9 protein-coding genes and 1 pseudogene are annotated in these 11,723 nt (G+C 65.3%); 2 read left to right on the top strand and 8 right to left on the bottom strand.

The genetic code is table 11. The features are described from left to right. The 6 genes from VK519_RS08340 to xylA all read right to left on the bottom strand — a co-directional run. A partial coding sequence (locus VK519_RS08340; RefSeq protein WP_324348940.1) for a beta-ketoacyl-[acyl-carrier-protein] synthase family protein occupies nucleotides 1-1,615 on the bottom strand: 1,615 nt, incomplete at its 3' end. A gap of 182 nt (nucleotides 1,616-1,797) precedes the next feature. After that, nucleotides 1,798-2,940 (bottom strand): sugar ABC transporter permease, encoded by a 1,143-nt coding sequence (locus tag VK519_RS08335; RefSeq protein WP_324348938.1) that lies wholly within the window; start codon nucleotides 2,938-2,940, stop codon nucleotides 1,798-1,800. Between the two features lie 12 nt (nucleotides 2,941-2,952). Beyond that, complete coding sequence (locus tag VK519_RS08330) at nucleotides 2,953-4,476, bottom strand: xylose ABC transporter ATP-binding protein (protein WP_324348944.1); 1,524 nt, start codon at nucleotides 4,474-4,476, stop codon at nucleotides 2,953-2,955. 19 nt (nucleotides 4,477-4,495) lie between these two features. Next, entirely contained in the window at nucleotides 4,496-5,512 is a 1,017-nt protein-coding gene (xylF, locus tag VK519_RS08325) for a D-xylose ABC transporter substrate-binding protein (RefSeq protein ID WP_324348936.1), read from the bottom strand. Beyond that, entirely contained in the window at nucleotides 5,509-7,053 is a 1,545-nt protein-coding gene (xylB, locus tag VK519_RS08320) for a xylulokinase (protein WP_345785968.1), read from the bottom strand. Before xylB ends, xylF begins: the two co-directional genes overlap by 4 nt. After that, on the bottom strand, nucleotides 7,050-8,366 hold the full coding sequence (gene xylA, locus VK519_RS08315) for a xylose isomerase (RefSeq protein ID WP_324348935.1): 1,317 nt from the start codon (nucleotides 8,364-8,366) through the stop codon (nucleotides 7,050-7,052). Before xylA ends, xylB begins: the two co-directional genes overlap by 4 nt. A 160-nt stretch (nucleotides 8,367-8,526) precedes the next feature. On the opposite strand from xylA, the gene VK519_RS08310 reads away from it, so the two are divergent. After that, nucleotides 8,527-9,696 carry a XylR family transcriptional regulator gene (locus tag VK519_RS08310; protein ID WP_324348934.1) on the top strand — a complete coding sequence of 390 codons (1,170 nt, stop codon included), beginning with the start codon at nucleotides 8,527-8,529 and terminating at the stop codon, nucleotides 9,694-9,696. A 26-nt stretch (nucleotides 9,697-9,722) separates the two neighbouring features. On the opposite strand, the gene VK519_RS08305 is transcribed toward VK519_RS08310, so the two are convergent. Further along, nucleotides 9,723-10,346: a TetR/AcrR family transcriptional regulator gene (locus tag VK519_RS08305; RefSeq protein WP_324348932.1), complete on the bottom strand. Its 624-nt coding sequence runs from the start codon at nucleotides 10,344-10,346 to the stop codon at nucleotides 9,723-9,725. 117 nt (nucleotides 10,347-10,463) lie between these two features. Here VK519_RS08305 and VK519_RS08300 point away from each other — a divergent pair, with 117 nt between their 5' ends. After that, nucleotides 10,464-11,105, top strand: a complete 642-nt coding sequence (locus tag VK519_RS08300) for a glutathione S-transferase family protein (protein WP_324348930.1) — start codon at nucleotides 10,464-10,466, stop codon at nucleotides 11,103-11,105. Here the strand turns inward: VK519_RS08300 and VK519_RS08295 are convergent. Beyond that, nucleotides 11,102-11,643, bottom strand: a pseudogene (locus tag VK519_RS08295) (LysE family translocator). The gene VK519_RS08300 and the pseudogene VK519_RS08295 overlap by 4 nt on opposite strands. Nucleotides 11,644-11,723 lie beyond the last annotated feature (80 nt).

Here is an 11,723-nt window from a genome sequence, read left to right as displayed (position 1 = left end):
CACCGAAACCCTGGGTGACGCACAGGGCGCCGCCGTCCGAGTTGCCGGGGGACGGTTCGACTTCCAGGATGAAGTGCGTGGCGATGGATTCAAGATCGGGGTCCAGCCGGCGCAAGGTGGGTACGCCGGGGGCTGCCCGGCCCAGGACATACTGCACGGCCTGCGACAGTGCCTTCAGCCCCGTCTCGCCCATGGTGTGGCCATCGCCGACGGCCTTGGGCGTGCCGACGACCACCCTCGGCAATTCGCCGCTGTATTTCTGCCGTTGCGCGGCGCCCGCCAGGCCTGCATGCGCTGTGGCGAGGTCGGTCTTGGAATTGGTCCGCGTGCCCGTAGCGTGCGCGGCAAGGTAACCGAACTGGTCCACGCCGTAGCCGTGGCCGAGGTAGGCCATGTCCATCGCCTGCACCAGGGCGTTTTCGCCGCCGAAACCGACACCGGCGAAATGCGCCTTGCCACCGGCTTCGCCGCTTTGTCCCCAACCGACCACGATGGAGGTGATGTCCAGCTGGTTGCGCAGGGCGAAGTCCAGCGTGGTCACCAGCAGGCCCGAGCCGCCGTGGCCGACCACCGTGCCGTCGGCATCGACGTCGAACGGGGCCAGGCTGTCGTGCACCGAGCGATCGTTGCCGTCGGCGTGCGCGGCATTCTTCGCGGCGAGTTTCTCGCCGGTCATCAGCGCGCCGCCGCCGAAGGCTTCCAGGATGCCGAAGCGTGGCTGCAGGGCAGCATCGGCGGCCGTCAGCAAGGCCATCTTCGGCTTCTGGAAGCCGGGGTAATCGAACAGCAGCTGCGGGGCCACGTCGCACAGGGCGATCAGACTCGACGCGCAGGCGCCGACGGCCGTCATCGGCGACTGCGGCACGCGCATGTAGCCGACATCCTTCGAATGCAGGGATTCGCGCAGTTCAGGGCGCTTCAGCGTGCGGCTGATGCTGTACGCCGGTGCCAGCATGGTCGAGACCAGCGCCGGGCCGTGCGAGCCCAGCGACTGCGCCAGACGCACGGCAAAGGTGTCCTTGGGGAAGCCGCCTTCGGGCAGGGGTGCGTCCGGGCGCAACCATTGGCCGAGCGAGTCCATGCCGCCGAAGGCGGTGGCCGAGACCACGCGGAAGGAGAACGGATTCTCTACCAGCGATGACAGCGGCGCCGGCAGACCCGCCAGTGCGCCGAGTGCGCCATAGACGAACAACTGTGACTGCAGCGAGGGTGCTAGCAGCGGATCGTCCTGGAACAGGCCGTACATGTCGCGCAGACCCGAGCCGCGTATGTCGTCATAGTGCGTGCCCGACAGTCGGCGCAGGCCGACCGTTTCAAGATCGTGGGGCAGGGCGGCGGCAATGTCGGTCACGGCGCGCGGCGCCAGTTCGCGAACATCCGCGATATGCCGGATGCCCATGTTGGCGCGCAAGCTGGGCCCGTGAGCGGCCTCGATGGCTTCAAGCGTCGCCGGCTGGCCCGCCTGTTCGCCCGACGTCCAGGTAAGGCCGCCGGCCACGCCCCTGACCGGGTCGTCGAAGGACACCAGGCCCGCGTCGAAAGCTGCCATGGCGATGAAATCGGGGGATTTGACCACCCGCGCCTGGTAGGTTTCGGTGGAGCCGACAGCCGACATCGTGCAGGCCGTGCCAACAGTTACAAGGACTTGGTCGCTTCTGAGCATCGGGGCGTTAGGCCGTGGCATGAGTACAAGACTACAAATTATAGGCCGAACGACCCTGATGCGCGCCTGCGGTACGCGACCTGCGTGAAATGCGCCCGAGACCGCCCCGGCCGGGCGGCGGGATGGGGGTGGGTTCAGTCGCGGGACGAGCCACTCCACACATCGATGCCCACGGCGATCACCAGGATCGCCCCCTTGACGATGTACTGCCAGTAGCTTTCCACGTCCATCATCGACATGCCGTTGTCCAGGCTTGCCATCACCAGCGCACCGAGCAGTGCACCATGCACGGTGCCTGACCCGCCGCGCATCGAAGCGCCACCGATGAAGCACGCGGCGATGGCATCGAGTTCGCCGTTCACACCCGCCGAGGGCGAGCCGGCGGCCAGGCGCGCGGTATTGATGATGCCGGCGAAGGCGCACATCAAGCCCATCAGGCCGAACACGGCAAGTTTCACTGCGGTCACGTTCACGCCGGCCAGCCGGGTCGCCTCGGCGTTGCCGCCCACGGCATAGATATGCCGGCCGAGCACCGTCTGCGTTCCCAGGAAGGTGAATATCGCAAGCAACGCAAGCAGGATCATCACCGGCAACGGCACGCCGCCGTAGCCGTTGAGCGTATACAGGAAGCCGGCGATGACGCCGGCGATCACCAGCACCTTCAGCGACTCACCGACGGGCGAAGGTAGCGGCAACGCCAGTCGCGCGCGCCGCCGCCGGCGCAGCACGGCCAGCACCACCAGCAACACCACGATCGCCACGCCCACGGCGGTGGACAGCCCCGGTGGCACGTAACCCTGGCCCAGGAATACCAGGTCTTCAGGGACGTCGCTGATGGTGGTGCTATGGGTTACGCCCTGCAGCATGCCGCGGAACGCCAGCATGCCGCCCAGGCCCACGATGAAGGAGGGAATCCGCAAGGTGGTGACCAGCGTGCCATTGACCAGGCCGATCGCCACACCCAGGGCCATCACCGCAAGGATGGCCGGCCACGTGTGCCACCCCATGTTCACTGTCAGCACCGCCACCGCGCCGCCGAGCAGGCCCAGCAACGACCCCACGGAAAGGTCGATCTCGCCTGAGATGATCACCAGCACCATGCCGCAGGCCAGCAAGCCGGTGATCGACATCTGGCGCAGCAGGTTGGAGAGGTTCCTGGCGGAAATGAAGGCGCCGTCGGTGAAGTGCTGGAAGAACAGCCAGATCGCTACCACCGACAACGCCAGGGCGAGCAGCTTATAGCGGGTGAACAGGCGCTGGAAAAGCTCGAATGACATCTAAAGTTCCATTCAGTGGTCGGCCATGGCCGGCCCCAGGGCTGCGGCCAGTACGCGTTCGGAGGTGAGGCCATCGATGGCGAAGTCGCCGCGCAAGCGGCCTTCGCCCATCACAAGCACGCGGTCGCTCACGCCCAGCACCTCGTTCAGTTCCGACGACACCATCACGATGGCCACGCCTTGCGCCGCCAGTTCGTTGATGAGTTGATAGATATCCACGCGGGCCCCGACGTCCACGCCGCGCGTGGGTTCGTCAAGGAACAACACACGCGGCTTTGCCATCAACAACCGGGCCAGCACGGCCTTTTGCTGGTTGCCGCCGGAGAGGTTCACGATCGGTAGCGCGGGGCTGGCTGTCTTGATGCGCAGGCGGTCGATGGACGCCTGGGCGGCGGTGAGTTCCGCATCGGCATCGATGCGGCCGGCATGGGCGAAGGCGCCGAGCGTGGCCAGGGTGATGTTGTCGGCCACCGCCATCAGCGGCACGATGCCGTGGCGCTTGCGGTCTTCAGGCAGCAGGCAAAGGCCGGCGCGGATGGCGTCGCGCGGCGAACGGACGCGCAGCACTTTCCCGTCTAGTCGCACCTGGCCGCGGTGTATGCCTTTCCAGGTGCCGAAGATCGACGAAAGCAGTTCCGTCCGCCCGGCACCGACCAGGCCGGCAACGCCCAGGATCTCGCCCCGCCGTACCTGGAACGACACGTCATCCACGCGCTTGCGGCTGGCATCGACCGGATCGAACGCGGTGACGCCCAGCGCCTCGAAGACAACCTCACCGATCGCATGCGGCGTACGCGGGAACAGGCTCTGCATCTTGCGTCCGACCATCTTCTCGATGATGTCGTCGGTACTCATCGATGCCATCGGCGCGGTAGCCACATGCCGGCCGTCACGCAACACGCTGATGGTGTCGCAGACACGCGTCACTTCGTCGAGTTTGTGCGAGATGTAGACGCATGCCACGCCGCGGCGCTTCAACCCCTCGATGATGCCAAGCAATACCTCCACCTCGTGGCCGCTCAACGACGATGTGGGTTCATCGAAGATGATCAGGCGGGCCCGCTTGGCCAGCGCGCGGGCGATCTCGAACAACTGCTGGTGGCCGCCGCCGAAGTGCGCCACGGGCAGCTCGACGTTGACATCGGCAAGCCCGAGCTCCGCCAAGAGTTCGCCGGCGTGACGGTGCATCGCCCGGGCATCCACGCAGCCGCCGAAGCGGCGTGGCTCGTTCCCCAGGAAGATGTTCTCGGCGACCGACATCGCCGGCACCATCATCAATTCCTGGTGGATAATGACAATGCCTGCGGCCTCGCTGTCACGCACGCCGTGCGCGCGCAGCGGCTTGCCGTCGAAGACGATCTCGCCTTCCCAGGTGCCATGCGGGTACACACCGGAAAGCACCTTCATCAAGGTGGACTTGCCCGCGCCGTTCTCGCCACACAGGCCCAGGCACTCACCCGGGTGCACGGCAAGGTCCACGCCGTCGAGCGCGCGAACACCGCCGAACGATTTGGCGATGCCCTGCATCCGGAACATCGGTTGCACGGCCGCTGGCTTATTTGCCGTAGAGCTGGACATGCGTGTAAAAGCCGTCCTGCACCACGGTGTCGACGTTCTGCTTCGTAAGCAGGATGGGCTTCAATAGCACCGTGTCGACGTCCTTCTTGCCGTTGTTGAGCTTGCTGGTGAAGTTCACCGTCGTGCCCTTGGCCATGTCCACCGACATGGACGCTGCCTGGGAGGCGATCTGGCGGATCGGCTTGTACACCGTCATCGACTGCGTGCCCTCGATCACGCGCTTGACGGCGGCAAGGTCGGCATCCTGGCCCGACACGGCCACTTTGCCCGCGAGCTTCTGCGCGTTCAGGGCCTGGATGGCGCCGCCGGCAATGGCGTCGTTGGAGGCGACAATGCCCTGGATATCGTTCTTGTTGGCGGTGAGGGCGTCTTCAACGATGCGCAGCGCGCGCGAGGGATCCCACTCGGGCGTCCACTGCTGGCCGACGATCTTCACATCGCCGCGGTCGATGGCGGGCTTCAGCGCCTTCATCTGGCCGTCCCGGTACATGTGGGCGTTGTTGTCGGTGGGTGCGCCACCGAGCAGGAAGTAGTTGCCCTTCGGCGCCTTGTCCAGCACACCCTGCGCCTGCATCTCACCCACCTTCTCGTTATCGAACGAGATGTAGGCATCGACATCGGCGCCCAGGATCAGGCGATCGTAGGAAAGCACCTTGATACCATTGCGGTGCGCCTCGGCCACGACGTTGCCCAGTACCTTGGAGTTCATCGGCACGATCACCAGGACATCCACGCCCCGGGCGATCAGGTTTTCGATCTGCGCGACCTGGCGTTCCTCACTGGCATCGGCGGATTGCACATAGACCTTGGCGCCAAGCTTCTCGGCAGCGGCGACGAAGTAGTCGCGGTCACGCGACCAGCGTTCCAGGCGAAGGTCGTCGATGGAAAAACCGATGACGGGTTTGTCCTTGCTGGCATGGGCTTGCGGTGTCAGTGCGGCGCTGACGACGACTACGCCCAGGGCGCACAGTGAGCGAACGAAACCTTTCTTCATGCTGTATTTGCTCCTTTAACCGAGTATTGCGCTGCGCCGTCATCCCTGGCGGAGCGGGTATCCGAATATACGGGTTTGAGCTGCCGATAGAGCGCCCGGAAGACCGGCTGTCGATGCTCGACGTAATAACTGTGACGGGCGGCGTGCGGCTCGGCGACGGCAAGCAGCGGCGGCAACGGGCAGATAGTTGCCAAAGTGGCGCCGTTTTCGCTGGCCAGCTGCGCCAGCCGCGCCGCACCCAGGGCCGGGCCGACCTCACCGCCGGCGCGCAGGCTCACCGGTCGCCCAAGGATGTCGGCGATCATCTGGATCCAGAAGCGGCTTCGCGAGCCACCACCGATAGCAACGATCTCGGAGGCGACGATGCCCGCCGCTTCCACGGCCTGGACGCCATCAGCCAGGCCAAGGCCGACGCCCTCGAGCGTGGCATAGGCCAGGTCCTGGCGCGTGGTATCGGTGGCAAGCCCCGTGAACGCCCCGCGGGCATGTACGTCGTTGTGCGGCGTGCGCTCGCCGGAAAGGTAGGGGAGGAAGAACGGCCCGTCGGCGCGCGGCATGGAGCACTCGGCGTCGGCCAGGAGGGCCGCGACATTCGCCTGGCCGGTGATCCTTGCAGTGAAATCCAGGCAGCTTGCCGCGCCAAGCATGACGGACATCAGGTGCCAGGTGCCGGGCAGGGCGTGGCAGAAGCTGTGCACGGCTTGTGCGGGTCGCGCGTGGAAGCCATCGGCGACGGCGAAATAGACACCCGATGTGCCCAGCGACAACATGGCCTGGCCGGGGCTGACGATGCCGGCGCCCACGGCACCGGCGGCGTTGTCGCCGCCGCCGGCGGCTACGGGGACGTTGTTCATACCCCACCGCTCGGCCAGTTCCGGCTTGAGCGAGCCGGTGATATCGGTGCCTTCATGCACGGTGGGCATGTGGCGTGTATCCAGGCCCGTGGCCGCTAGCATGGCCGGGCTCCACTGGCGCCTGGCCACGTCCAGCCACAGCGTGCCCGCGGCGTCGGAGACATCGGTGGCGAACTCGCCCGTCAGGCGGAAACGCAGGTAGTCCTTTGGCAGCAGCACCTTATGGATGCGGGCGAAGCCCGCCGGTTCGTGTCGCCGCACCCACAGCAGCTTGGGTGCGGTGAAGCCAGGCATGGCCAGGTTGCCGGTGACCTGGCGAAAGCCCTCCACATGCTCCAGCTCCACGCATTCAGCGTCACTGCGGCCGTCGTTCCAGAGGATCGCCGGGCGGATCACTTCGCCATGGCGGTCGAGCAACACGGCGCCGTGCATCTGTCCGGAAAGTCCGATCGCGTGCACACGCCGCGGGGAATGGAACGCGCTGTCGGCTACTGACAGCACTTCGTCTACGGCTGACAGCGTGGCCTGCCACCAGTCTTCCGGATCCTGTTCGGACCACCGCGGCGCCGGATGACTTAACGTCAGTGGTTTGCTGGCCGTGGCGACCACATCGCCGCCGCCGGCCATCAGCACGACCTTCACCGAGGACGTGCCCAGGTCAATGCCCAGGTACAACGCCCGCTTCATCGGTAGACGTATCGATTGACGAGGTTCTCCAGCCATTCCTGCTGGCCCGAAACGTGCTCGGGGCGGAAGTCCGCGCGGCTGGCTTCGTCGGCCAGGGACTCGAGGGTAAATTCCCCGCCGAGGATGCGGCGTCCCAGTGGGCCATCCCAACCGGCGTAACGGCCGGCCTTGAAGGCGGCCAAGGCATCGTCCTGCACCATCGCCGCGGCCCGCTCCAGCGCCATGGCCAGGGCATCCATCGCGCCCACATGGCCGTGGAAGAGATCTTCCGGCGCGCTGCTCTGGCGGCGCACCTTGGTGTCGAAGTTGAAGCCGCCGCTGGTGAAGCCGCCGGCGCGCAGGATTTCGTACATCACCAGGGTGAGTTCCTCCACGGAATTGGGGAACTGGTCGGTGTCCCAGCCATTCTGCGGGTCGCCGCGGTTGGCGTCGATGCTGCCGAATATTCCCAGCGCAATCGCCGTGGCTACCTCGTGGTGGAAGGAGTGTCCGGCCAGGGTGGCATGGTTGGCTTCAAGGTTGACCCGGACTTCCTTCTCAAGGCCAAAGTCCTTGAGGAAACCGTAAACCGTGGCGGTGTCGTAGTCGTACTGGTGCTTGGTCGGCTCCTGCGGCTTCGGCTCGATCAGCAGCGCCCCGCCGAACCCCGTGCGGTGCTTGTGTTCCACCACCATCTGGAAGAACCGGCCCAGCTGGGCGCGCTCGCGTTTGAGATCGGTGTTGAGCAGGGTGTCGTAGCCCTCGCGGCCGCCCCACAGCACGTAGTTGGCACCGCCAAGTTTGCGCGTGGCATCCATCGCCATGCGCACCTGGCTTGCGGCATAGGCGAACACCTCCGGCTGCGGGCTACTGGCGGCGCCGGCGGCATAGCGGGGATGGCTGAACAGATTGGCCGTGCCCCACAGCAGCCTGACGCCGGTTTCTTCCTGCTTCTGGCCCAGCACGTCCACCATGGCGCCGACATGGGCGTGGTATTGCGCAAGGTTCGCCCCTTCCGGCGCGACATCGGTGTCGTGGAAGGTATAGAAGGGCACGCCCAGCCGGGCAAAGAAGTCGAAGGCGGCATCGGCCTTCAGCCGTGCCTGGGCCATGGCATCACCCGGCTGCTGCCAGGGGCGGGCGAATGTGCCTGCGCCGAACATGTCCGTACCGGGCCAGACGAAGCTGTGCCAATAGCAGGCGGCCATGCGCAGGTGCTCGGCCATGGTCTTGCCCAGCACTTTCCGACCGGCCTCGTAATGGCGGAAAGCCAGGGGTGTGCTGGCCCCGGGGCCTTCGTAGCGAACGGGCGTGATCGTGTGGAAATAGGTCATCGGACATCCTCTCAAGCGATGGCCGAGGATGCTGCCGACCGGCGAGGATGGCGCGCAATTGCGAAATCCACCAACCAGTTAAACATTTTTGCTGTCGCGCCGCGTCATGTGTTTCCGCGGTGGTTTTGTTAGCTTGCAGTAGCCATCGGGGAAACGCGTCATGAATCCGCACCGAATCGCGCTGCTGTTCAACGCCAACAAGGTCTACGACCGCCAGGTGATCGCCGGCATCGGCGAGTACCTCAAATCCACGCGCGTGCAGTGGGACCTCTTCATGGAAGAGGACTTCCGCTGCCGCACGCTGGGCATCCATCGCTGGGCTGGCGACGGCATCATCGCTGACTTCGACGACCCGGTGGTGGCCGAAACCCTGGCGAGCCTGTCGGTGCCCGTGGTTGCCGTCGGCGGCTCGTATGCCGATGACAGCCACTATCCGGCGAACGTTCCCTACGTGGCCACGGACAATGCCCGCCTGGTACGCGTGGCCTACGATCACCTGATCGAACAGGGACTGCAGCGCTTCGCCTTTTACGGGCTTCCGCCCGTGCCCGGCAACCGTTGGGCGCAGGAGCGCGAAGCTGCGTTCGGCAGCATGGTGTCCTCCGACGGCCTGTCGGGCACGGTGTACCGCGGTTCGCCGACCAGTGCCGGCGGCTGGGGCCGCGCCCAGGAAGACCTGGTCGAATGGGTGACCTCCCTGCCACGGCCCATCGGCATCATCGCCGTCACCGATGCGCGGGCCCGCCAGCTGCTGCAGGCCTGCGTGGTGGCCGATGTGGCCGTGCCGGGTGAAGTGGCGGTGGTGGGCATCGACAACGACCCGATGGCCCAGTTGCTCAGCCGCATTTCGCTCACCTCGGTGATCCAGGGCGCGGAGGAAATGGGCCGCACGGCAGCACAGGTTTTGCACCAGATGCTCCATGGCGGCGACTGCAGTACCACGCGCGTGCTGGTGCCGCCGGTAGGCATCAACGTGCAGGCCTCCAGCCAGCACCAGCCGATGAAGAGCGCCCACGTGATGCGCGCGCGCCACTACATCCGCCAGTACGCCTGCCTAGGCATCAAGACCGAACAGGTCGCCGACTACGTCGGCATCTCGCGCACGTTGCTCGAAGAACACTTCAAGCGCGAGCTGAAGCAGACCGTCCACCAGACCATCCTGGACCACAAGCTGGCCATGGCCCGCGGCATGCTATCGGACGCATCCATCCCGCTCGCCGACGTCGCCGTGCGCTGCGGGTTTACCTCGCTGCAGTACATGTATGCCGTTTTCCGCCGCGAGTACGACTGCACTCCGCGGCAATTTGTCGAACTCGCCCGCAACGGCTGACGTTAAAACCCCCTATGGGGTCAGAGTCAATATTGCGCATCGAGTGTAGGGGCAGTGGCACATTGGGGAACATCCAGCAAGGCGAGTGCCTGGCTCCTGGCAGACTTCCTCAGCGACCGGCGCAAGCCGGGATCGTTGGTGGTGCGGGCAAGCACCATGCCGCCTACGCATAGCGACACCATGGCCTGGGCACGCCGTTCGGCATCGCGAACGCCCTTGAGTGCCGATCGATAGATGTGGCTCATGCCGCGGATCAGGTCGGTGTAGGCCTGCTGGGGCTCAAGGCCGGCGCGGGCGACATCGGCAGGCAGGGCGTACAGCGGACAATGCATGTCGATGTTGTCCAGTACCTCGTCGCTCAGGTAAAGGTCCACCAGCATGCGGGCCATGCGCCGTGGATCCTTGATGGCGTTCGCGGCCTCGGCGGTTTTCACTGCGAAGGGGTTGCAGGTGACGAAGCTTGCCACGGCCGCGGCGTAGAGCTCGTCCTTGCTGTCGAAGTGGTTATAGAACGCGCCGCGTGTAAGCCCGGCCCCTGACATGATCTGGTCGAGGGTGACCTGTTCGAAGCCGAACTGGTTGAATAACCGCCGCGCGGATTCCACGATGCGCTCGCGCGTACGCGCCTTGTGCTCACGACTGTAGGGCATGGTTGCGAACCTCCGTCATGCAGGTATAGCACCCTTCAAAATATGTTCTTTAACATATTTTGCGGCTGCGTATCCTCGCGCTCCAAGGGTGGTTCACACCCGTCAACGGAGAAGCGCATGAAGATCTACTGGATCAAGGCTCAGGCCCCGCGCAAGGTGGTGGCCCTGGCGCGGCATCTGGGCATCGAGGCTGAGTTTGAGCACGTCGACGCCCTGGCAGGCGGCTTGAAGACGCCCGCGTATGCCGCCCTCAACCCCAACCGCAAGGCCCCGACGATGGTGGATGGGGACTTCGTCTTGTGGGAATCGCCCGCGATCATGATCCACCTGTGCAACAAGGTGGGGTCGGACATGTGGCCGGCCACGAACCTGGCCGAACAGGTGGAAGTGATGCGCTGGATCAGCTGGAACGACACGCACTGGATGCGTTCGGTGGGGAATTTCTACTTCGAGCACATCATCAAGCCGCAGTTCCACCTTGGGGCGCCCGATCGCGATGCCCTGAAGGAAGAAATTCCCGGACTGCTTACCCTGGCTAAGATCCTCGACGACCATCTGGCCGGACGCGATTACGTTGCCTGCGATCGCCTCACGATCGCCGACTTCCAGCTGGCGGCGATGGCGACGGACTGGCGGGAAGCGGAAATGCCGCTGGGTGAATATCCCAATATCGTGCGCTGGCTCGATGGCTTGATGAAGATTCCTGCCTGGGCCAATCCGTGGCCTGAGACGACACCTCAAACCAGGCGGGCAGCTTAGCTACCGGCCAGCCGCGTCGCCGCCACGGCGAGCATGCCGCCGGAGACGCCTTCCACCCAACGCCGTCGCCGATCACTGATCGAGCCGCGGCTTCCGGTGGCGGCCAACACGAAGGAAAGTAAGGCGTAAACGAGGCCGCAAAGGCCGATGAAGATGGCCGAGAGCATGATGGCTTGCAGTGCGATCGACCCATCGTGCTGCATGAACTGCGGAAGGATGGCGAAGTAGATCAGCATGCCTTTAGGGTTGAGAGCAGCGGTCAGGAACCCTCGCCGGAAGGGCGAGGGTTCGCGCTGCCCGGTGATATGCGATGGTCCTGGCGTGAAGGCCGAGCGCAGCAACTGCAGGGCGAGGAAGGCGAGGTACGCCACGCTGCCCATCGGAGCATCGCGAACACGAAGGGCGAAGCGGTGATCACCGCGGCCAGTCCGACGGCGACCAGCAGCGAATGAACCAGGTAGCCGGTGCAAACACCGGTCGTGGCCCGTAGCCCTGTCGCGGCGGAGCCGGCGATGGCCTGTGATGCGATGAAAAGCATGTCGGGCCCCGGGGTGCAGATGAGGGGCAGGACGGTCAGGGCGAACAGGATCAGCGTGTGCGTGCTCATGGGAGCAATGT

This window comes from Pinirhizobacter sp. (assembly GCF_035317885.1).
Taxonomy (GTDB): domain Bacteria; phylum Pseudomonadota; class Gammaproteobacteria; order Xanthomonadales; family Rhodanobacteraceae; genus Pinirhizobacter.
Note: the sequence above shows the minus strand (reverse complement) of the source record. Positions and strands in the feature narration are given on the sequence as shown.

Coding starts and splice junctions, on each gene's coding strand:
- VK519_RS08305 (WP_324348932.1), bottom strand. CDS start 10,346: ATGCCCTACAGTCGTGAGCACAAGGCGCGTACGCGCGAGCGCATCGTG.
- xylA (WP_324348935.1), bottom strand. CDS start 8,366: ATGACCTATTTCCACACGATCACGCCCGTTCGCTACGAAGGCCCCGGG.
- xylB (WP_345785968.1), bottom strand. CDS start 7,053: ATGAAGCGGGCGTTGTACCTGGGCATTGACCTGGGCACGTCCTCGGTG.
- VK519_RS08310 (WP_324348934.1), top strand. CDS start 8,527: ATGAATCCGCACCGAATCGCGCTGCTGTTCAACGCCAACAAGGTCTAC.
- VK519_RS08330 (WP_324348944.1), bottom strand. CDS start 4,476: ATGTTCCGGATGCAGGGCATCGCCAAATCGTTCGGCGGTGTTCGCGCG.
- VK519_RS08300 (WP_324348930.1), top strand. CDS start 10,464: ATGAAGATCTACTGGATCAAGGCTCAGGCCCCGCGCAAGGTGGTGGCC.
- VK519_RS08335 (WP_324348938.1), bottom strand. CDS start 2,940: ATGTCATTCGAGCTTTTCCAGCGCCTGTTCACCCGCTATAAGCTGCTC.
- xylF (WP_324348936.1), bottom strand. CDS start 5,512: ATGAAGAAAGGTTTCGTTCGCTCACTGTGCGCCCTGGGCGTAGTCGTC.